Annotated in this window: 18 protein-coding genes; 3 read left to right on the plus strand and 15 right to left on the minus strand. The window is 66.1% G+C overall.

The window, feature by feature from the left end; genetic code table 11:
• Positions 1-183 precede the first annotated feature (183 nt).
• Positions 184-1044, plus strand: a complete 861-nt coding sequence (gene folD / locus AC1DE3_RS05160; RefSeq protein WP_476780294.1) for a bifunctional methylenetetrahydrofolate dehydrogenase/methenyltetrahydrofolate cyclohydrolase FolD — start codon at positions 184-186, stop codon at positions 1042-1044.
• A 115-nt stretch (positions 1045-1159) separates the two neighbouring features.
• Here the strand turns inward: folD and lpdA are convergent, their stop codons facing one another.
• Positions 1160-2560 carry a dihydrolipoyl dehydrogenase gene (lpdA, locus tag AC1DE3_RS05165; RefSeq protein ID WP_476780293.1) on the minus strand — a complete coding sequence of 467 codons (1401 nt, stop codon included), beginning with the start codon at positions 2558-2560 and terminating at the stop codon, positions 1160-1162.
• Positions 2561-2789: 229 nt separating this feature from the next.
• On the opposite strand from lpdA, the gene AC1DE3_RS05170 reads away from it, so the two are divergent.
• Positions 2790-4451 (plus strand): L-lactate permease, encoded by a 1662-nt coding sequence (locus AC1DE3_RS05170; RefSeq protein WP_476852126.1) that lies wholly within the window; start codon positions 2790-2792, stop codon positions 4449-4451.
• Between the two features lie 42 nt (positions 4452-4493).
• Here AC1DE3_RS05170 and AC1DE3_RS05175 read toward each other — a convergent pair whose 3' ends face one another.
• The 7 genes from AC1DE3_RS05175 to sucC all read right to left on the minus strand — a co-directional run bounded on the left by AC1DE3_RS05175 (position 4494) and on the right by sucC (position 12438).
• Positions 4494-4895, minus strand: coding sequence for an MAPEG family protein (locus AC1DE3_RS05175; RefSeq protein WP_476780291.1), 402 nt, complete (start codon positions 4893-4895; stop codon positions 4494-4496).
• Between the two features lie 85 nt (positions 4896-4980).
• The gene (locus AC1DE3_RS05180; protein ID WP_476780290.1) at positions 4981-5397 is read right to left on the minus strand and encodes a VOC family protein; all 417 of its coding nucleotides are present in this window, start codon (positions 5395-5397) and stop codon (positions 4981-4983) included.
• Positions 5398-5451: 54 nt separating this feature from the next.
• Complete coding sequence (locus AC1DE3_RS05185; protein WP_476780289.1) at positions 5452-5847, minus strand: hypothetical protein; 396 nt, start codon at positions 5845-5847, stop codon at positions 5452-5454.
• Between the two features lie 11 nt (positions 5848-5858).
• Positions 5859-7085, minus strand: a complete 1227-nt coding sequence (gene odhB / locus AC1DE3_RS05190) for a 2-oxoglutarate dehydrogenase complex dihydrolipoyllysine-residue succinyltransferase (protein WP_476780288.1) — start codon at positions 7083-7085, stop codon at positions 5859-5861.
• Positions 7086-7209: 124 nt separating this feature from the next.
• On the minus strand, positions 7210-10167 hold the full coding sequence (locus AC1DE3_RS05195; protein ID WP_476852127.1) for a 2-oxoglutarate dehydrogenase E1 component: 2958 nt from the start codon (positions 10165-10167) through the stop codon (positions 7210-7212).
• 180 nt (positions 10168-10347) lie between these two features.
• Positions 10348-11232: a succinate--CoA ligase subunit alpha gene (gene sucD, locus AC1DE3_RS05200; protein ID WP_476852128.1), complete on the minus strand. Its 885-nt coding sequence runs from the start codon at positions 11230-11232 to the stop codon at positions 10348-10350.
• A gap of 9 nt (positions 11233-11241) precedes the next feature.
• Positions 11242-12438 (minus strand): ADP-forming succinate--CoA ligase subunit beta, encoded by a 1197-nt coding sequence (gene sucC, locus AC1DE3_RS05205; protein ID WP_476780287.1) that lies wholly within the window; start codon positions 12436-12438, stop codon positions 11242-11244.
• Positions 12439-12614: 176 nt separating this feature from the next.
• On the opposite strand from sucC, the gene AC1DE3_RS05210 reads away from it, so the two are divergent.
• Positions 12615-13253 (plus strand): 2OG-Fe(II) oxygenase, encoded by a 639-nt coding sequence (locus AC1DE3_RS05210; protein ID WP_476852129.1) that lies wholly within the window; start codon positions 12615-12617, stop codon positions 13251-13253.
• A gap of 62 nt (positions 13254-13315) precedes the next feature.
• Here AC1DE3_RS05210 and mdh read toward each other — a convergent pair whose 3' ends face one another.
• The 7 genes from mdh to argH form a co-directional block, all read right to left on the minus strand.
• Entirely contained in the window at positions 13316-14281 is a 966-nt protein-coding gene (mdh, locus tag AC1DE3_RS05215) for a malate dehydrogenase (RefSeq protein WP_441472987.1), read from the minus strand.
• 313 nt (positions 14282-14594) lie between these two features.
• Positions 14595-15194, minus strand: coding sequence for a TetR/AcrR family transcriptional regulator (locus AC1DE3_RS05220; protein ID WP_441510363.1), 600 nt, complete (start codon positions 15192-15194; stop codon positions 14595-14597).
• Between the two features lie 2 nt (positions 15195-15196).
• Entirely contained in the window at positions 15197-16375 is a 1179-nt protein-coding gene (gene zapE / locus AC1DE3_RS05225; RefSeq protein WP_476780286.1) for a cell division protein ZapE, read from the minus strand.
• 195 nt (positions 16376-16570) lie between these two features.
• On the minus strand, positions 16571-17401 hold the full coding sequence (locus AC1DE3_RS05230) for an ABC transporter substrate-binding protein (RefSeq protein ID WP_476780285.1): 831 nt from the start codon (positions 17399-17401) through the stop codon (positions 16571-16573).
• A gap of 35 nt (positions 17402-17436) precedes the next feature.
• Positions 17437-18231 carry an amino acid ABC transporter ATP-binding protein gene (locus AC1DE3_RS05235; RefSeq protein WP_476852130.1) on the minus strand — a complete coding sequence of 265 codons (795 nt, stop codon included), beginning with the start codon at positions 18229-18231 and terminating at the stop codon, positions 17437-17439.
• Positions 18228-19121, minus strand: a complete 894-nt coding sequence (locus AC1DE3_RS05240) for an amino acid ABC transporter permease (protein ID WP_476852131.1) — start codon at positions 19119-19121, stop codon at positions 18228-18230. Before AC1DE3_RS05240 ends, AC1DE3_RS05235 begins: the two co-directional genes overlap by 4 nt.
• On the minus strand, positions 19118-20533 hold the full coding sequence (gene argH, locus AC1DE3_RS05245) for an argininosuccinate lyase (protein WP_476852132.1): 1416 nt from the start codon (positions 20531-20533) through the stop codon (positions 19118-19120). Before argH ends, AC1DE3_RS05240 begins: the two co-directional genes overlap by 4 nt.
• Positions 20534-20602: the final 69 nt, after the last annotated feature.

A 20602-nucleotide genomic window follows, 5' to 3' on the forward strand; every position in this document is an offset into this window, starting at 1 on the left:
TGCCCTTCCTGCCGAACCACTCTCGGTTCGGAGATACCGGGCCGTCCGGAAGCCTGCAAGTTGCGCCGGCCACTCCTCCCCCGCCGATGGCGTCTGCGGCCATGCGGCCGTCGCATTCGGGCTTGTCCGGGCCGGCCGGATCGCGCATGACGGCGACGTCATCACCAAGCATGAGGTCGGAAAATGACCGGCGAAGCCCGCATCATCGACGGCAAAGCCGCCGCCGCCGCGCTCAGGGCCGAGATCGGCCGGGAGGTCGCGGCGATCAAAGCCACCAGCGGACTCGTGCCGGGGCTGCATGTCGTCCTCGTCGGCGAAGACCCGGCGAGCAAGGTCTATGTCGCCTCGAAGGAAAAGCTGGCCGTCGAAGTCGGCATGAACTCGGTCGCCCACCGGCTGCCGGCTGAGACGACCGAAGCGGAGCTGCTCGCCAAACTGGCCGAGCTGAACGCCGACGACGGCGTCGATGGCATCCTCGTCCAGCTCCCCCTGCCGAAGCATATCGACACCGGCCGCATCATCGACGCCATCGATCCTGCCAAGGATGTCGACGGTCTCCACCCGATCAATGCAGGCCTGCTCGCCGGCGGCAAGAACGGCCTCGTGCCCTGCACGCCGCTCGGCTGCATGCTGCTGCTGAAGCAGGCGTTGCCCTCCCTGTCCGGGCTCGACGCGGTGGTGATCGGCCGCTCGGAGCTGGTCGGCCGCCCGGTCGCCCAGCTCCTGCTTCAGGCCGACTGCACGGTCACCATCGCGCATTCGCGCACGCGCGATCTGCCCGCCGTGGTGAAGCGCGCCGATGTGGTGATCGCCGCCGTCGGCCGCCCGCGCATGGTCAAAGGCGACTGGATCAAGCCCGGTGCGACCGTCATCGATGTCGGCATCAACCGTCTGCCGGACGGCAAGCTCACCGGCGACGTCGATTTCGCCGAGGCGGTGAAGGTCGCGGGCGCCATCACCCCGGTCCCCGGCGGCGTCGGCCCGATGACCATCGCCTGCCTGCTCAAGAACACGCTGACGGCCTTCCACGCCCGGCGGGGTTAAAAACGCCGGGGGCTAAGGATCGCGCCCGAACGAAAAAGGAGCTGCAAACCTGCAGCTCCTTCGAAATCCCATGCCAGCCTCGAAACCGCGCCGAAGGCACGGCGCGGATTGCCGATCACATATGGATCGGGCGCTTGTCGACGGCGAGCGCTGCTTCCTTCACCGCCTCGGCCAGCGTCGGATGCGCATGGCAGGTGCGGGCGAGATCCTCGGCCGAACCGCCGAACTCCATCAGTACCGTGACCTCGGCGATCAGGTCGCCGGCATGCGGGCCGATGATGTGGCAGCCGAGCACGCGGTCGGTCGCAGCGTCGGCCAGCACCTTCACGAAGCCGTCGGTGTGGCGGATGGCGCGGGCGCGGCCATTGGCCGTGAACGGGAACTTGCCGATCTTGTAGGCGACGCCGGCCGCCTTCAGCTCTTCCTCGGTCTTGCCGATCGCCGCCACTTCCGGCGCCGTGTAAACGATGCCGGGAATGGCGTCGTAATTCACATGGCCGTGCTTGCCGGCGATGATCTCGGCGACCGCGACGCCCTCATCCTCGGCCTTGTGCGCCAGCATCGGCCCGCGCACCACGTCGCCGATCGCGTAGATGCCCGCGACATTGGTCTTGAAGTGGTCGTCGATGACGACGCGGCCACGGTCCGTCGCGACACCGGCCTTGTCGAGGCCGAGGCCATCGGTGTTCGGACGGCGGCCGATCGAGACCAGCACGATATCGGCGTTGAGCGTCCTGGCCTCGCCGCCGGCGGCGGGCTCGACGGTGACGGTCGCGCCGCCCTTCTTGGCCACGTCGACCTTGGTGACCTTGGAGCCGAGCTGGAAGGTGAAGCCCTGCTTCTCCAGGATGCGCTGGAACTGCTTGGCGACCTCGCCGTCCATGCCCGGCAGGATGCGGTCGAGGAACTCGACCACCGTGACCTTGGCGCCGAGGCGGGCCCAGACCGAGCCGATCTCGAGGCCGATCACGCCGGCACCGACCACGACCAGCTCCTTCGGAACGGAAGCGATCTCAAGCGCGCCGGTCGAGGTGACCACCGTCTTCTCGTCGATCTCGACGCCCGGCAGCGGCGCCGACTCCGACCCCGTCGCGATGACGATGTTCTTGGTCTCCAGCTCCTGCGTCTTGCCGTCCTCGGCGGTGACGACGACCTTGCCGGCGGCCGGGATCGAGGCCGTGCCGTGGAAGGCGTCGATCTTGTTCTTCTTGAGCAGGAAACCGACGCCGTTGACGTTGGCGTCGACAGTCTCCTGCTTGTGGGCCATCATTGCCTTGAGATCGAGCTTCGGCGTGCCGACGACGACGCCGAGCTTCTCGAAGGTGTGGCCGGCTTCCTCGAACATCTCGGAGGCGTGCAGCAGCGCCTTGGACGGGATGCAGCCGACATTCAGGCAGGTGCCGCCATGCGTCTTGCGCTTCTCGACCACCGCGACCTTGAGGCCGAGCTGGGCGGCACGGATGGCACAGACATAGCCCCCGGGGCCGGTTCCAATGACGACGAGATCGTAGGCCATGACGTCCTTCCGCTGATCCGCTGAGAGGCCGCGAGCGAACGCCGCGGCGGATGGCGGCCGGAATACATCGGTTCCGCATCAAGCGCTACGTCATTCATGCGTCGACAGCATGTCGCGGCGCTTGTCGCGGCTCACCTATGAGCGCTTACTGCGCACAATCGCGACAAAAGGAAGAAACGCCATTCGCTGAAGCGCAATGCAGGTGAGCCCACTGGAGGAGCACGCCGTCATGTGGAATCAGGTCTATGATCCATTCGGCAACAGCGCCCTGTCGACGCTCGCAGCCGTGCTACCCGTCGCCGTTCTGCTCGGTCTCATCGCCTCCAACGCCGTCAAGGCGCATATCGCCGCCGTCATCGCGCTCATCGTCGCCAATCTCGTCGCGATCTTTATCTTCACCATGCCGGCCGGCATGTCCTTGCGCGCCACCGTGCTCGGCGCCGTCACCGGCTTTTTCCCGATCGGCTGGATCGTCCTCAACGTCATCTTCCTGTACCGTCTGACGGTAGAGACAGGCGCCTTCAAGACTTTGCAGACCACGATCGGCGGCGTCACCGACGACCGGCGCATCCAGCTCCTGCTGATCGCTTTCGCCTTCGGTGCCTTCTTCGAGGGCGCGTCCGGCTTCGGCACACCGGTCGCCGTCACCGGTGCGATCCTGATAGGGCTCGGCTTCTCGCCGCTGGCCGCGTCCGGCCTCTCGCTCATCGCCAACACGGCGCCCGTCGCCTACGGCGCGCTGGGTACGCCGATCCAGGGCCTGAGCCAGGTCACCGGCATCGATCCCTTCCTGCTCGGCGCCATGGTCGGGCGGCAGCTGCCGTTCTTCTCCATGCTGGTGCCGTTCTGGCTGATCTGCGTCTTCGCCGGCTGGCGCGGCATGCTGCAGATCTGGCCGGCAGTCCTCGTCACCGGCGTTTCCTTCGCAGTCCCGCAATTCCTGATCTCGAACTTCATCAATCCCTGGATCGTCGATATCGGCGCCTCGCTCATCTCGATGGCCTGCCTGATCGGTTTCCTGAAAATCTGGAAGCCAAGGGAGGTCTGGATCTCACCCAAATTGCGCGGCCACGACGTCTCCGACGACGGCAGCCTGACGCCGCCCGCCGCCGCGGCGAGGCCGAGCTCGTCGCAAGTCTGGATGGCGCTGAGGCCCTGGATCATCGTCTGCGTGATCCTGCTGATCTGGGGCACGGGCTGGTTCAAGAACGCGGTCAATCCCTGGGCGACCTGGAACTACGCCGTTCCCGATCTGCACAACATGATCAACAAGGTCGCGCCCGTCGCGGCCAAACCGACGCCAGAAGGAGCCATCTTCTCCTTCACCTGGCTCTCCTATACCGGCTCGGGCATGCTGATCGCGGCGATCCTCTCCGGCTTCGCCATGGGCTTCGGCCCCGGCAGGATGATCTCGGTCTATGGCAAGACGATCCGGCTCTGCGCCTACTCGCTGATCACCATCGCCGCCATGCTGGCGATCGGCACGCTGACACGGCTCTCCGGCATAGACGCCACGCTCGGCCTCGCCTTCGCCGGAACGGGGGTGTTGTATCCCTTCTTCGGCACACTGCTCGGCTGGCTGGGCGTCGCGCTGACGGGCTCCGACACCGCCTCGAACGTGCTCTTCGGCAATCTCCAGAGGGTCACCTCGGAGCAGCTCGGCCTCTCGCCGATCCTGATGGGCGCCGCGAACTCCTCCGGCGGCGTGATGGGCAAGATGATCGACGCCCAATCGATCGTCGTCGCCTCCACGGCGACCGGCTGGTTCGGCCACGAGGGCGTCATCCTGCGCTTCGTCTTCTGGCACTCCATCGCGCTGGCGAGCCTGGTCGGCGGCTTCGTGATGCTGCAGGCCTATGTCCATCCCTTCTCGGCGATGGTCGTGAAATAGCGTCGCGGGGCGCAGCCGCCATCGCCGCCGCGCGCCGTCCGTTCAGCCCAACAGGCGAGACAGCATCATGACGAGACCGACGAACGAGGCGACCCAGACGAGGGTGCGCAGCACCGGGACGCCGGCAGCGTAGAGCGCGACATACACGACCCGCGCGGCGAGATAGATCCAGGCACCCGTCGCGGCGCTGCCGCCGGCCTTGCCCGTGATCGTGAGCGCGAGCGCCAGCGCGACGAAGGCTGGATAGGTTTCGAGCAGATTGTCGAGCGCCCGCTTGAGACGCCGCGAGACGATATTCGGTTCGCGCGGCTCGTCGCGCGGGCTGACCAGATAGCCCGGTCCGAGATCGGCCGAGGTGCCCGCCTGTAGAACGACTTGCACGAGCAGGAGCACCACGCTCCAGCCGAGAACGGTGATTTCAGTGGTCATGGGAAGTGCTGTCATGGCTCCCTCCAGCCTGGAGAAGAGGAGGATGACAGCTTGTCCGGCTGAGGCCAATCCGGCCGGCGAAGCAAAGGCTCGGTATCGGCTATAGCGGCGCGTTGAAGGCCCAGACATGGCCGAAGGGATCGCGCAGGCGGCCATAGCGGGCGCCCCAGAACACGTCGCTCGCCGGCATGAACACGTCGGCGCCGGCGGCCTCGGCTTTCGCGAGGGCAGCGTCGACATCAGCCGGCGCGGGCAGGTTGATGCTGATGGCGACGCCCGTGCCCTTCAGGCTCGTCGGCGCCGTGACATGGCCGCCGAATTCGGGGAACTCGTCATGCAGCATGATCTCGCCGCCAAACAGGGCGAGATTGGCATGCATCACCCTGACGCCGTCCTCGGCCAACGCCTTGAAGGTGCATTCGGCACCAAAAGCCTTCTCGTAGAAGGCGATCGCGTCAGCACCGCCCCTGACGCAAAGATGTGGCTGGATCGATGGAGGATTGGGTCCGAAAGCCATGTGCCGTCCCCTGCCCGGGCTGAACGATCAGATCAGATCGTACATCACAACGCATCACCCCAACGATCGATGCAGCCGCGCAAACCGTGACAGCCCCATTGGTACGAGGGCTGCGAGGCCAATGATGTCAGCATACACGATCTTCGTGATGGCGGGTCCATAGCCACCGACCATCAGCGCGATCACGATGAAGCTCGCCATGCTTGCCGCGGCAGCAAGTCCCACCGCACCGCGCAGCCCGGGACGGACCACCGCCGCAAGCAGCAGCAGGCCCAGAATCCCGAACAGAACCGCGCGATGTCGCAGCAGTATCTCAAGATCGGGCGAGGTGATCTCGAAACCATAGAGAGAGCGCAGCCAGTCGACACCGGCTGCGCCCATGACAGGTAGCAGATTGACGATCCCGGCCAGGGCAAGACCGCCGGAGACGAGCTTTGCCGGGATCATCATGTTGGCCGGTCTCAGAGATCCAGCACGAGGCGCGCCGGGTCTTCCAGGCCTTCCTTGACGCGGACGAGGAAGGTCACCGCTTCCTTGCCGTCGATGATGCGGTGGTCGTAGCTCACAGCCAGATACATCATCGGGCGGATCTCGATCTTGCCGCCCACGACGACCGGACGCTCCTGGATCTTGTGCATGCCCAGGATCGCCGATTGCGGCGCGTTCAGGATCGGAGTCGACATCAGCGAGCCGTAGACGCCGCCGTTCGAGATAGTGAAGGTGCCGCCCTGCATCTCCTCGATCTTGAGCTGGCCGTCGCGGGCCTTCTTGCCGAACTCGCCGATCTTCTTCTCGACACCGGCGATCGACAGCATGTCCGCATCGCGCACCACCGGAACCACCAGGCCCTTCTCGGTGCCGACCGCGACGCCGATGTGGTAGTAATTCTTGTAGATGATGTCGGTGCCGTCGATCTCGGCATTCACCGCCGGGATCTCCTTCAGCGCCTGGACGCAGGCCTTCACGAAGAAACCCATGAAGCCGAGCTTCACGCCGTGCTTCTTCTCGAACACGTCCTTGTACTGGTTGCGCAGCGCCATGACGTTGGTCATGTCGACCTCGTTGAAGGTCGTCAGCATCGCGGCGTTGGACTGTGCTTCCTTGAGGCGGCGCGCGATGGTCTGGCGCAGCTTCGTCATCTTGACGCGCTCTTCGCGCGAGGCGTCGTCCGGCGCCGACGGAGCGCGGACCTGAACCGGGGCGGGAGCCGCCGCAGGCGCAGCGCCGACGCCGGTCGCGATCGCTGCGAGCATGTCGCCCTTGGTGACGCGGCCATCCTTGCCCGAAGCCAGGACCGACGAGGCGTTGATGCCGCTCTCGGCGGCGAGGCGGGCCACAGCCGGGCCGGAATCCGCAGCCTTGGTCGCAGCCGCCTTCGGAGCCTCGGCGGCCGGTGCAGCGGCGGGCTTGGCCTCCGCCTTCGGAGCGGGCGCCGCAGCGGCGGCAGCGCCGCCATCGGCGATCGAGCCGAGCAGCGCGTTGACGCCGACCGTCTCGCCTTCCTTGGCGACGATCTCGCCGAGCACGCCGGCGGCCGGGGCATTGACCTCCAGCGTCACCTTGTCGGTTTCCAGCTCGACGAGAGGCTCGTCGGCCTTCACCGCCTCGCCCGGCTTCTTGAACCACTTGCCGATCGTGGCCTCGGAAACGGATTCGCCGAGGGTGGGTACGCGGATTTCGGTCGCCATGTCAGGCCTCTGTTGTCTCGTTCTCTGGCGGTCGGTTCGGCACCGGCTGAAGCCCGGGAGCGGCCTTCAGGCGCCGATGCGGCATCGAACCCGGTAACACCGAAGCGGTGTCGCCGGGGGTTGATCAGGCCGCGAAGGCCTCGTCGAGGAAAGCGTTGAGCTGCGCGGTGTGCTTCGACATCAGGCCGGTCGCGGTCGCGGCCGAGGCCGGGCGGCCGACATAGCGCGGCCGCTTCGACTTGGAGCCGGCATGGCCGAGGACCCATTCGAGATAGGGCTCGACGAAGGTCCAGGAGCCCATATTCTTCGGCTCCTCCTGACACCAGACCACGTCGGCGGCTTTGAAGCGTGCGAGCTCCTGCGCCAGCGTCTTCAGCGGGAACGGATAGAGCTGCTCGACGCGCATCAGATAGACGTCGTCGACACCCCGCTTCTCGCGCTCCTCCAGCAGATCGTAATAGACCTTGCCGGTGCAGAGCACGACTCGGCGGATCTTCGAGTCCTTGACCAGCTTGGTGGTCGACTTGCCGCGCTCGGCGTCATCATGCAGCACGCGGTGGAAGGTCGAGCCTTCGGCCAGTTCACCGAGGTCGGAGACGCAGCGCTTGTGGCGCAGCAGCGACTTCGGCGTCATCAGGATCAGCGGCTTGCGGAAGTCGCGCTTCAGCTGACGGCGCAGGATGTGGAAGTAGCTCGCCGGCGTCGAGCAGTTCGCGACCTGCATGTTGTCCTCGGCGCACATCTGCAGGAAGCGCTCGAGGCGGGCGGAGGAATGCTCCGGCCCCTGGCCCTCATAGCCATGCGGCAGCAGGCAGACGAGGCCGGACATGCGCAGCCACTTGCGCTCGCCCGAGGAGATGAACTGGTCGAACACCACCTGCGCACCATTGGCGAAGTCGCCGAACTGCGCCTCCCACATCGTCAGCGCGTTCGGCTCCGACAGGGTGTAGCCGTATTCGAAGCCGAGCACCGCCTCTTCCGAGAGCATCGAGTTGATGACCTCGTAGCGGGCCTGCTCCTCGCGGATATGGTTCAGCGAGGTGTGGCGCGCCTCGGTTTCCTGGTCGATCAGGACGGAGTGGCGCTGCGAGAAGGTGCCGCGCTCGCAATCCTGCCCGGAGAGGCGGACCGGGTTGCCGTCGAGCAGCAGCGAACCGAAGGCCAGCGCCTCGGCGGTCGCCCAGTCGATGCCCTCGCCCGCCTCGACCGCCTTCTTGCGGTTGTCGAGGAAGCGCTGGATCGTGCGATGCACGTTGAAGCCGGCCGGAACCGCCGTGATCTTCTCGGTGATCTCCTTGAGCACCGCCGCCGGCACGCCGGTGGCGCCGCGGCGCGGATCGTCCTCATCGGCGCGGATCGCCTTCATGCCGGCCCAGCGACCATCGAGCCAGTCGGCCTTGTTCGGCTTGAAGGCTTGCCCGGCGTCGAACTCGACCTCGAGCTTGGCCTTCCAGGCCGCGCGCATCTCGTCGAGCTCGCCGGCGTTGATGACGCCCTCGGCCTCGAGCTTGGCGGCGTAGAGTTCCAGCGTGGTCTTGTGACCGCGGATCTTGCGGTACATCAGCGGCTGGGTGAAGCCCGGCTCGTCGCCCTCGTTATGGCCGAAGCGGCGATAGCAGAACATGTCGATCACGACCGGCTTGTGGAATTTCTGCCGGAATTCGATCGCGACCTTGGCGGCGAAGACCACCGCTTCCGGGTCGTCGCCGTTCACATGGAAGACCGGCGCCTCGACCATCTTCGCCACATCCGACGGATAGGGCGAGGAGCGCGAATAGCGCGGATAGGTGGTGAAGCCGATCTGGTTGTTGATGATGAAGTGCAGCGAGCCGCCGGTGCGATGGCCCTTCAGGCCCGACAGACCCAGGCACTCCGCCACGACGCCCTGGCCGGCGAAGGCCGCGTCGCCATGGATCAGCAGCGGCAGCACCTTCGAACGCTCGACGATGTCGCCGAATTGATCCTGCTTGGCGCGCACCTTGCCGAGCACGACGGGGTCGACGATCTCGAGATGCGAAGGGTTGGCGGTCAGCGAGACATGGACGTTGTTGCCGTCGAACTCGCGGTCGCTGGAGGCACCGAGATGGTACTTCACGTCGCCCGAGCCCTCGACGTCATCAGGCGCGAAGGAACCGCCCTTGAACTCGTGGAAGAGCGCGCGGTGCGGCTTGCCGAGCACCTGGGTCAGCACGTTGAGGCGGCCGCGATGGGCCATGCCGAAGACGATGTCGCGCACGCCGAGCGCGCCGCCGCGCTTGATGATCTGCTCCAGCGCCGGAACGAGCGCCTCGCCGCCGTCGAGACCGAAGCGCTTGGTGCCGGTGAACTTGAGGTCGAGAAACTTCTCGAAACCCTCGGTCTCGACCAGCTTGTTGACGATCGCCTTCTTGCCTTCCCTGGTGAAGGCGATCTCCTTGTCCGGCCCCTCGATCCGCTCCTGCAGCCAGGCCTTCTGCTCAGGGTCGGAGATGTGCATGAACTCGATGCCGACCGTGCCGCAATAGGTCCGCTGCAGCACCGCGACCATCTCACGGACGGTGGCGAACTCCATGCCGAGGACGTTGTCGATGAAGATCTTGCGGTCGAGATCGGCCTCGCCGAAGCCGAAGGCGGTCGGCGACAGCTCTTCGCGATCGTTGCGGCTCTCGATGCCAAGCGGGTCGAGCTTGGCATGGAGATGGCCGCGCATGCGATAGGCGCGGATCAACATGATCGCGCGCACGGAATCGCGGGTCGCCTGCTGGACATCGGCCGGCGAGAGCACCGTTCCGGCGGCCTTTGCCTTGGCGCCGAGCTTGTCGGAGACGACCTTCTCGACCACGGCCCAGTTGCCGTCGAGCGCCGAGATCAGCTCGCCATTGGCGACGACCGGCCAGTTCGGCTTCTTCCAGGAGGCGCCCTTGGCGTTCTCCAGCACCGACTGCTTGTCGTCCTGCAGCGCGCCGAAGAAGCTCTGCCACTGCTCGTCGACCGACTTGGGGTCGGCCTCGTAGCGGGCGTAGAGGTCCTCGATATAGGCCGCGTTGCCGCCGTAGAGGAACCCGGTCTGTGCGAGAGCCTCGTTGATATCCTGGCGAGCCATGATGCTCCTGCCTTCCTTCACCGCTTGCGACATGTCCGAACCCTTGCCCGGACATCCATTAATTTGCCGTCATGGTCGGCCTTGAGCCGACCATCTCATGCCGTTTTGCCGTCGCCTCCTCCGGGACGAGATGGTCGGGTCAAGCCCGACCATGACGTGCGCCGGCGAGGGTCCAGGGGCTCAGCCCTTCAACACCTCGACCAAGGTCTTTCCAAGGCGCGCCGGGGAGGGCGACACCCGGATGCCGGCCGCTTCCATCGCCGCGATCTTGTCCTCGGCGCCGCCCTTGCCGCCCGAGATGATCGCGCCGGCATGACCCATGCGGCGGCCGGGAGGAGCCGTGCGGCCGGCGATGAAGCCGACCATCGGCTTCTTGCGGCCGCGCTTCGCCTCGTCCTTGATGAACTGGGCCGCGTCCTCTTCGGCCGAGCCACCGATCTCGCCAATCATGACGATCGACTCGGTCTTGTCGTCGGCCAGCAACATCTCGAGCATGTCGATGAACTCGGTGCCCTTGACCGGGTCGCCGCCGATGCCGACCGCGGTCGTCTGACCGAGGCCCTCGCGGGTGGTCTGGAACACCGCCTCATAGGTCAGCGTGCCCGACCGCGAGACGATGCCCACCGAGCCGGGCTTGAAGATGTTGGCCGGCATGATGCCGATCTTCGACTCGCCCGCCGTGACGACGCCCGGGCAGTTCGGCCCGATCAGCCGCGACTTCGAGCCCGAGAGCGAGCGCTTGACCTTGACCATGTCGAGCACCGGGATGCCCTCGGTGATGCAGATGATCAGCGGGATCTCGGCGTCGATCGCCTCGCAGATCGCGTCCGCGGCGCCCGGGGGCGGAACGTAGACGACGGAGGCGGTGGCGCCGGTCTTGTCGCGGGCCTCGGCGACCGTGTCGAAGACGGGCAGGCCGAGATGAACCGAGCCGCCCTTACCCGGCGAGGTGCCGCCGACCATCTGCGTGCCGTAGGCGATCGCCTGCTCGGAGTGGAAGGTCCCGTTCTTGCCGGTGAAGCCCTGGGTGATGACCTTGGTGTTCTTGTCGATCAGGATGGACATGTCTGCTCCTCAGGCCTTCTTGACCGCGGCGACGATCTTCTGCGCGGCGTCGTCGAGGTCATCAGCGGGAATGACGTTGAGGCCGGAGTCGCGGATGATCGTCTTGCCTTCCTCGACATTCGTGCCTTCGAGGCGCACGACCAGCGGAACCTGAAGGCCGACCGCCTTCACCGCGGCGATGACGCCGCGCGCGATGACGTCGCACTTCATGATGCCACCGAAGATGTTGACCAGGATGCCCTTCACCTTCGGATCGGCGGTGATGATCTTGAACGCCGCCGTCACCTTCTCTTCCGAGGCGCCGCCGCCAACGTCCAGGAAGTTCGCCGGGCTTTCCCCATAGAGCTGGATGATGTCGAGCGTCGCCATGGCGAGGCCGGCGCCGTTGACCATGCAGCCGATCGTGCCGTCGAGCGCGATATAGGCGAGGTCGTACTTCGAGGCCTCGATCTCCTTCTCATCCTCTTCCGTGATGTCGCGCAGGGCAACGATCTCGGGATGGCGGTAGAGCGAGTTGGAGTCGAACGAGATCTTGGCGTCGAGGCACTTGATCTGGCCCTGCGTCGTCACGATCAGCGGGTTGATCTCCAGCATGTCCATGTCCTTGGCGATGAACGCCGCATAGATCTGGCTGAGAACGGTGCCGGCCTGCTTGGCGAGGTCGCCGGAGAGGCCGAGGATGCGGGCCATGGAGCGGCCGTGATGCGGCATGATCCCGGTCGCGGGATCGACCGAGAAGGTCTCGATCTTCTCGGGCGTGTCATGGGCGACAGCCTCGATGTCCATGCCGCCTTCGGTCGAGATGACGAAGGCAACGCGCGAGGTCTCGCGGTCGACCAGCGCCGAGAGGTAGAACTCCTTCTCGATGTCCGAGCCGTCCTCGATATAGAGGCGGTTGACCTGCTTGCCGGTCTCGCCGGTCTGCGCGGTCACCAGCGTGTTGCCGAGCATTTCCTTGGCGTGGGACTCGACCTCTTCGACCGACTTGGCCAGGCGCACGCCGCCCTTGGCTTCGGCGGGCAGTTCCTTGAACTTGCCCTTGCCGCGGCCACCGGCGTGGATCTGCGACTTCACCACGTAAAGCGGCCCCGGCAGCTTCTTGGCGGCCTCGACCGCCTCCGCCACCGACAGTGCCGGGAAGCCGGCCGAAACGGGCGCGCCGAACTCCTTGAGGATGGCTTTGCCCTGGTATTCGTGGATATTCATCCGGTAGCTCCTGACTGGGCTTTGGAAAATGAAGGGCCGGAACCGGGCACCGTACCCCATCGGATCGAAGACGGCGAAACCCCGGCGCGAGCGCCTCTCGCGGCCGATTGCGTGGCCGAGGATTTCGATGATAGGACGGAACAATCAGACTGAAGATCTGACTGGAGGATCAACCTATGCCGATGTCGTATTCCTGCATCAACATCGATTCCGTTCGCTCCGCGCGCACCGAGCGAGACCCCTACAACTACTTGGTCGCCGGCAACGTCATCTTGCCGGGCGCTGTCGACAGCTTGCGCAGCGATTTCCCCGACATCCGTGAATCGGGCTACCATCCCGAGGAAGATCTCGACCGGCATGGCGCCTTCGCGAAACTCCTCGAAGAGATGAAGGGCCGGGAGATGTCCGAGATCGTCTCCGAGAAGCTCGACATCGACCTCGTCGACAAGCCGAAGATGATCACGATCCGCAAGGTCTCCGCCGCGAAGGATGGACGCATCCACACCGACAGCGAATCGAAGATCGCGACCCTGCTGGTCTACCTCAACGACGCCTGGCAGGACTCGCCCGCCGGACGCCTGCGGGTGCTCTACAACGGCACCGACTTCGAGAACATGAAGGAGGAGATCAGCCCGGTCACCGGCTCGCTCTTCGCGTTCCGTCGCGCGGACAACTCCTGGCACGGGCACACATCCTTCGTCGGCGAGCGGCGCGTCGTCCAGATGACCTGGCTCCGGAGCCAGGCCGACGTCGAGCGCAAGAAGAGCCGCGGCTCCTTCACCCACATGGTCAAGAAGGTGCTGCACCTCGGGTGACGGCCGCAGCCGTCCCCCGATAGTCTGCTGCCTATGTGCCTGCGCCCGGCGCATCGCTCGCCTTAGCCGGCCAGCGACGCGTCGACGCCCTTGCAGGCGTCGACCAGGCCCTGCACCGAGGCGACCGACTTCGCCAGCATCTCCTTCTCGGCGCCATTGAGGCGGATCTTCACGACCCGTTCGACACCCTTGGCGCCGATGACCACCGGCACGCCGACGAACATGTCCTTCACGCCGTACTGGCCCTTGAGATAGGCCGCGGCCGGCAGGACGCGCTTCTGATCCTTGAGGTAGCTCTCCGCCATCGCGATGGCGGAAGCCGCCGGCGCATAGAAGGCCGAGCCGGTCTTGAGCAGGTTGACGATCTCGCCGCCGCCCTTGCGGGTGCGCTCGACGATGGCGTCCAGCTTCTCCTGCGTCGTCCACTTCATCTTGACGAGGTCCGGCAGCGGGATGCCGGCGACGCCGGAGTAGCGGACCAGCGGCACCATGTCGTCACCATGGCCGCCGAGCACGAAGGCCGAGACGTCCTTGACCGAAACCTGGAACTCCTCGGCGAGGAAGTGGCGGAAGCGGGCGGAGTCGAGCACGCCGGCCATGCCGCAGATCATGTTCGGCTTGATGCCCGAGAACTTCTGGAGCGCCCAGACCATGGCGTCGAGGGGGTTGGTGATGCAGATCACGAAGGCCTTCGGCGCGTACTGCTTGATGCCCTCGCCGACCGACTTCATCACCTTGAGGTTGATGCCGATCAGGTCGTCGCGGCTCATGCCGGGCTTGCGCGGCACGCCGGCGGTGACGATCACGACGTCGGCGCCCTTGATGTCCTCATAGGAGTTCGTGCCCTTGTAGCCGGCGTCGAAGCCGTCGACTGGAGCGGACTCGGCGATATCGAGGCCCTTGCCCTGCGGGATGCCCTCGGCGATGTCGAACAGGACGACGTCCCCCAGTTCCTTGAGGCCGGCGAGGTGGGCGAGCGTGCCACCGATCTGGCCGGAGCCGATGAGGGCGATCTTCTTACGGGCCATTGCCTAGTCCTTTTGTTTCTGGCGCTACCATCGAGACCGGCCGCTGCCGGCTTCGACATCCACAATGCCTTGGCTCTGCGACTGGCCGGCGGGCCGGCCGAAGCGTGCGTTCCTTTGGCCCAAACCGGGCTTTTGCCGCAACCCTTGCCCAAAAAGCGGCTTTTCTCGGGCATTGCAGGCAGACCGGACGGTAGCGCAGCGCCAAGCTCGATTTTTCAAAGACTTATCGGAGAAGGCTTCGCGCACTCGGTTCCATTTGGGACAAAGACCATAAGTTACAACTTACTTATATTGTAATTCGTAACAAAATTATTCACACGATCCCGCTGCCGAGCACCCGCAGGATCACCCGGATCAGGGTGGACAGCCGCGTATCCACCGAGGCCTGCGGCACGTCGGCTTCCAGCGCCAGCGAGGCGGGGTGAATGAAGCGGTTCGTCGCGTCGATGACGAAGGCGACGGCGCGCTCGCGGTCCCGCGGCTCGAAGACGCCCGTCGCGACCCCCTCGTCGACGACGCGCTCGAACAGGGCCCTCACCCGCGTGCGGTTGCGCCGGCTGATGGCATGACGCTTGGCGACCGCAAGCGACAGCGCCGCAAAGAGATGCGGGTCCTCCTGCAACAGGTCGCGATTGGCCTTGGCCAGCGCCAGGATCAGCCGTTCGAGCTTGTCGTCGGCCGGGTCGGGGCCGTCGGCGACGTCGGCGAGTCTGCGCTCGGTCGCCTTCAGCCAGACATCGACGACGGCATCGATCAGCGCCACGCGGGAGGGAAAGTAGCGGTAGACATTGGCATGGGTCATGCCCGCCTCTTCCGCCACGGCGACGACGGTGAAGCGCTTCAGCCCGAACTTGCGCAGATGCTCGCTGGCGACCGAAAGGATGCGGGTCTCGCTCGGTTCGCGCTGGGGCATGTTCAGGTCTCTACCAGCCCGGTGGTGTCGCCGCTCGCCGCCGAGTCCGGCCTGCCATGCGGGAGGGCCAGATAATCCTCCGAGCGCATCTCGATCAGCCGCGAGACCGTGCGGTCGAACTCGAAGGCCTCGCGCCCCTGCCTCGCATGGTAGAGTTCATGCGGCTCGGCCGCTGCCGAAGCGACGAGCTTCACATGGTGCTCATAGAGCGTGTCGATCAGGATGATGAAGCGCTTGGCCTCGTTGCGCCGATCGAAATTGAGGATCGGAATATCGTCGAGTACCAGCGTGTGGAAGCGCTGCGCCAGCGCGATGTAGTCGGAGGCGCCATAGGCCTGACTGCACAGATCGCCGAAACCCGCCCGGGCTACGCCACCCGCCGCCTGCGGCAGGACAAGCTCGTGGCCTTGCACGGGGAGCGCCGTCCGGTGCCCTTGCGCCACGCCCGAGAGCGCCTTGAAGGCCGCATCGAGGGCGGCCCTGGCCTTCGCATCGGCGGGCACATGGTAGACCGGCGCGCCGCCGAGCTTCTCCAGCCGGAAATCCGTGCGCGAATCGAGTTTGAGCACCTCGACCTTGGTCTGCAGCAGCGCGATGAACGGTAGGAAGAGCGCCCGGTTGAGGCCGCCCTCATAGAGCCGCGACGGCTCGACATTCGATGTCGCGACCACGACGATCCCGGCTGCGAACAGCGCCGTGAACAGGCGCCCGAGGATCATCGCATCGGCAATGTCGGTGACCGTGAACTCGTCGAAGCAGAGCAGATAGGCGTCATCAGCGAGATCGGCGGCAACCGGCGCGATCGGATCGGAATCCTTGACCTCGCCGCTCTTGATCTTCTGTCGGTAGGCGTTGATGCGAACGTGAACGTCGGCGAGGAATTCGTGGAAATGCACCCGGCGCTTGCGCTTCACCGGCGCGGCCTCGAAGAACATGTCCATCAGCATGGTCTTGCCGCGGCCGACCGAGCCCCAGATATAGAGCCCCTTCGGCGCCTGCGCAGTATCCGGCTTCTTGCCGAAGAGCCACCCCAGCGCGCTGCCCTTGCGGGCGAGGCGGCGGGCGGCAAGCGTCTCCGTCAGCGCCTCCAGCTTCTTCACCGCCGCCACCTGCGCCGGATCGCGCTCGATGGCGCCCGCCTCGACCAGGGCGGCGTAACGGTCGGTGATCGAGGCTGACATGGCGGCGTGCGGGGAGCGATCCAGGATAGACCTGACCGGGTTACGGCAGCGCGGCCGCCCGGGCAAGCCCATCCGATGCCAGGCGAGGATGAGCCGGCGGGGCGGCCGATACGAAAATCCCGGCGCGGGCGGACCCGGCCGGGATGATTGTCGTCGAGATCGCCAGAGCTGCTGCGCCCCCGATCAAAAGGCGGCTTACTCGCCCTTGTTGACCGTGATCGGCTTGATCGCGTTGTCGGGCAGACCGTACTTCTGGATCAGCGCGTCATAGGTGCCGTTCGCCTGCAGGCGGTCCAGCGCCGCCTTGACGGCGTCGCGCAGCTGCGTGCCCTCAGCCGTCTTGGCGAAGGGAATGCCGGCGAGCGAGTGGGTGAAGGGCTTGCCCAGCGGGATATAGGTGTTGGGCTCGAGCTTCTGGAAATGGCTCATCGTTTCGCTGCCCTGGACGCCGCCCTGCAGGCGCTGCGTCTTGAGCTGGGTGCGGGCGTCGACCGAGCCTTCGGTGCCGACCACGTTGATCGCCGGCTTGCCCTTGGCGACGCAGTTCGCCTCGCTCCACTCGCCGATCTGGCGCGGCCAGTTGGTCGAGCGGCTGGCGCCGACGCTCTTGCCGCAAAGGTCTTCCGGGGTCTTGATCGTGTCCTTGAAGGCCGTGACCGTGTAGAATTGCGCGCCGGAATCCATGTAATCGACGAAATCGGCGCTTTCGCGCCGCGCCGGCAGGTCGCTCATCCCAGCCATCACCGCATCGACGCGGCCGGTCTGCAGCGAGGGCAGCATCTGGGCGAAGGCGGTCTCCTGCCACTCGACCTTGACGCCGAGCTCCTTGGCGATGGCCTCGCCCAGCTCGATGTCGAAGCCGGCGAGCTGGTTGGTCGCCACGTCCTTGTAGGCGATCGGCGGATAGTTCGGCTGGGTCGCAATCACGATCTTGCCGGCGGTCTTGATGCGGTCCGGCAGGGCCTGGGCCTGCGCGGCGAGCGCGGTGCCGGCGAGCAGGGCCGCGGCAATGGTCAAACGAAGCATGGGTCTCTCCCTCTAGTGAACTGTTTCCGCAGCCGTCACTTCAGGACGGCGGCGATGAAGTCGCGCGTGCGCGCCTGCTTGGGCGCGACGAGAACGGTCTGTGGCGGACCCTGCTCGACGATCTCGCCCTTGTCCATGAAGACGACGTCGCCTGCCACCTCGCGGGCGAAGCCGAGTTCATGCGTGACCACGATCATGGTCATGCCGGAGGCCGCGAGATCGCGCATCACGCCCAGCACCTCGCCGACGAGCTCGGGGTCGAGCGCCGAGGTCGGCTCGTCGAACAGCATCAGCTTCGGCTTCATCGCCAGGGCGCGGGCGATGGCGATGCGCTGCTGCTGCCCGCCCGAAAGCTCGCTCGGATAGGAATCGCGCTTCTCGGCGAGCCCGACCCGCTCCAGCAGCGCCGTCGCTTCGGCGACGATCCCCTTGCGCGGCCGCTTCAGCACGGTCAGCGGCCCCTCGATGATGTTCTGCAGCGCGGTCATGTGGTTGAACAGGTTGAAGCGCTGGAAGACCATGCCGGTGACGAGGCGCTGGCGCGCGATCTCGACATCGTTCAGCTCGTGCAGCTCGTCGCCGACGCGGCGATAGCCGATCAGCTCGCCATCGACGCGGATCGCGCCCTGATCGATCTTCTCGAGCTGGTTGATGCAGCGCAGCAGCGTCGATTTGCCCGATCCCGACGGCCCGATGATGCACTGGACCATGCCGGGCTCGATCGAGAGCGAGACGTCGTTCAGCGCCTTCAACTCGCCGAAGAACTTGCTGACGTTCGCGATCGTGACGATCGCGTTGTGGCTCATGGCCGTGTTCGCCGTCGCGTTCATGCCGATTGCTCCTGCACCGCCGCGCGCTTGGTGCGCCGCCCTCCCCGCCCCTTCGAGAAGTGACGTTCGAGGAAATACTGTCCGATCTGCAGCAGCGTCACCACGAGCAGATACCAGCCGGCAGCGACGATCAGCAGCTCGATGACCCGGGCATTGGCATAGTAGATCGTCTGCGCATTGCGCAGGATCTCGGCGTACTGGATCACGCTCGCCACCGAGGTCAGCTTGACCATGCTGATCACCTCGTTGCCGACCGGCGGGATGATGACGCGCATCGCCTGCGGCAGCACGATCCGGCGCAGCGTCGTCAGCCGGGTCATGCCGATCGCCTTGGCGGCCTCGGTCTGCCCCTGGTCGACGGAGAGGATGCCGCCGCGCACCACCTCCGCCGTATAGGCGCCCTGGTTCATGCCGAGCCCGAGCAGCGTCGCCATGAACGGCCCGATGATGTCGATGGTGCGCCAGGAGAACAGGCCAGGGATGCCGATGGTCGGGAAGACCAGCGCCAGATTGAACCAGATCAGGAGCTGCAGCAGCAGCGGCGTGCCGCGGAAGAACCAGATATAGAACAGCGCCACGCTGCGCAGCACCGGGTTCGGCGACATGTACATGATGGCGAAGATCACGCCGAGCACGACGCCGAGCGTCATCGCACAGACCGTCATGATCAGCGTGTTGCCGAGGCCGGCGATGATGGCGGGCGCGGTGAAGAACTGCCGGACCACCGGCCAGGCGATGTCGCCCTCGACGAAGGCCATCACCAGCCAGGCGAGGATGGCGAGGATGATCGCCGAGGCGACCCAGCGCCCGTAGAAACGCCGCGACACGATCCTGAGATGCGAGACCTGGGCGAGATCGCGGCTGCTGATCGGCGAAGTGGCGGCGCTCATCGGCCCGTCTCCCGGCTCCAGGTTTCGAGGGCGGCGAGCTTGCCGCGGAAGCGGTCGATCTGCTCGCGCACGCGGTCGGGCGCCGTGCCGCCATGGCCGCTGCGCGCAGCGACCGCGGCATCGAGCGTCAGATGGTCGAGCACGCCGGCATCGAGGCGCGGATCGACCGCCCTGAGATCGACAGCGTCGAGCGACTCCAGCTCCCGGCCCAATTCCTCGCAATAGCGCACCAGCGCCCCCGTGATCTCATGCGCCTCGGCGAAAGGCACGCCGTTGCGGGCGAGATAGTCAGCCACCTCGGTCGCCAGCGCAAAGCCGGAACCGGCCTGGGCGCGCATCGTCCCGGCGTCGGCGCTCATGCTGGCGACCAGCCCGGCGAAGGCCGGCAGCACCTCTTCCAGCACGTCGACGGCGTCGAAAGCGGCGCGCTTGTCCTCGGCGAGATCGCGGTTATAGGAAAGCGGCAGCCCCTTCAACGCCCCGAGCATGGCGACGAGGTCGCCGGTCAGCCGTGCCGCCCGGCCGCGCGAGATTTCCGCGATGTCCGGGTTCTTCTTCTGCGGCATGATCGAGGAGCCGGTGGCGAAGGCGTCGTCCAGCGTCACCCAGGCGAATTGCCTGGAGGCCCAGAGCGTCACCTCCTCGGCGAGACGCGACAGGTTGGTCGTCAGCATGGCCGCGACGAACAGGAACTCCGCGACATGGTCGCGCGCACCGACCGCGTCGACCGAATTCTCGAACGGCCCGTCATAGCCGAGCGCGTTGGCGCTGAGCTCGGGATTGAGCGTGATCGCGGAACCGGCAAGCGCCGCCGCCCCGAGCGGAGATTGGCCGGAGCGCTTCTCCCAGTCGGTCAGGCGAGAGGCGTCGCGCATCAGCACCTGGCCGTGCGCCATCAGCCAATGGCCGAAGGTGACCGGCTGCGCGCTCTGGAGATGCGTGAAGCCGGGGCTGACCGAGGCTGCATGCAACTCGGCCTGGTCGGCGATCGCGGTCAGCAGCTCGGCCAGCATGCCCGCCAGCGATCGCGACTTGGCCCGCAGATAGAGCTTGAGGTTGTTGGCGGCCTGGTCGTTGCGCGAGCGTCCGGCACGCAACTTGGCGCCGGTCGAGCCGATCCGCTCGGTCAGGATGCGCTCGATGAAAGTGTGAACGTCCTCGTCCTGCGGGCCGGGGGAGATCCGCCCCTCGACCGTATCCTGCGCGATCGCATCGAGCGTGGTCAGGATGGTGTCGAGCTCCTGCGCCGTCAGCAGCCCGGCGCGCGCCAGTTCGGCCGCATGGGCCTTGCCGCCCGCGACATCCTGCGGCACCAGCCTCGCGTGCTCGCCGGCCGCGCTCGACAGCTTCATCAGCCGCGGATCCGGCGGCTTGCGGAAGCGTCCGCCCCACAGGCGGGTCGTCTGGTTCATGATGCTGGCTCCTCCCGTTAGGGAAGAATGACCTCTTGACCGAAAGCCCGGCAAACGAAACGATCTCCG

It is taken from the genome of Allobosea sp. 10L417, from assembly GCF_056395485.1.

Coding starts and splice junctions, on each gene's coding strand:
- AC1DE3_RS05185 (WP_476780289.1), bottom strand. CDS start 5,847: ATGATGATCCCGGCAAAGCTCGTCTCCGGCGGTCTTGCCCTGGCCGGG.
- folD (WP_476780294.1), top strand. CDS start 184: ATGACCGGCGAAGCCCGCATCATCGACGGCAAAGCCGCCGCCGCCGCG.
- zapE (WP_476780286.1), bottom strand. CDS start 16,375: ATGTCAGCCTCGATCACCGACCGTTACGCCGCCCTGGTCGAGGCGGGC.
- AC1DE3_RS05180 (WP_476780290.1), bottom strand. CDS start 5,397: ATGGCTTTCGGACCCAATCCTCCATCGATCCAGCCACATCTTTGCGTC.
- sucC (WP_476780287.1), bottom strand. CDS start 12,438: ATGAATATCCACGAATACCAGGGCAAAGCCATCCTCAAGGAGTTCGGC.
- AC1DE3_RS05195 (WP_476852127.1), bottom strand. CDS start 10,167: ATGGCTCGCCAGGATATCAACGAGGCTCTCGCACAGACCGGGTTCCTC.
- AC1DE3_RS05170 (WP_476852126.1), top strand. CDS start 2,790: ATGTGGAATCAGGTCTATGATCCATTCGGCAACAGCGCCCTGTCGACG.
- AC1DE3_RS05240 (WP_476852131.1), bottom strand. CDS start 19,121: ATGAGCGCCGCCACTTCGCCGATCAGCAGCCGCGATCTCGCCCAGGTC.
- AC1DE3_RS05175 (WP_476780291.1), bottom strand. CDS start 4,895: ATGACAGCACTTCCCATGACCACTGAAATCACCGTTCTCGGCTGGAGC.
- argH (WP_476852132.1), bottom strand. CDS start 20,533: ATGAACCAGACGACCCGCCTGTGGGGCGGACGCTTCCGCAAGCCGCCG.
- mdh (WP_441472987.1), bottom strand. CDS start 14,281: ATGGCCCGTAAGAAGATCGCCCTCATCGGCTCCGGCCAGATCGGTGGC.
- AC1DE3_RS05235 (WP_476852130.1), bottom strand. CDS start 18,231: ATGAACGCGACGGCGAACACGGCCATGAGCCACAACGCGATCGTCACG.
- odhB (WP_476780288.1), bottom strand. CDS start 7,085: ATGGCGACCGAAATCCGCGTACCCACCCTCGGCGAATCCGTTTCCGAG.
- AC1DE3_RS05220 (WP_441510363.1), bottom strand. CDS start 15,194: ATGCCCCAGCGCGAACCGAGCGAGACCCGCATCCTTTCGGTCGCCAGC.
- sucD (WP_476852128.1), bottom strand. CDS start 11,232: ATGTCCATCCTGATCGACAAGAACACCAAGGTCATCACCCAGGGCTTC.
- AC1DE3_RS05210 (WP_476852129.1), top strand. CDS start 12,615: ATGCCGATGTCGTATTCCTGCATCAACATCGATTCCGTTCGCTCCGCG.
- AC1DE3_RS05230 (WP_476780285.1), bottom strand. CDS start 17,401: ATGCTTCGTTTGACCATTGCCGCGGCCCTGCTCGCCGGCACCGCGCTC.
- lpdA (WP_476780293.1), bottom strand. CDS start 2,560: ATGGCCTACGATCTCGTCGTCATTGGAACCGGCCCCGGGGGCTATGTC.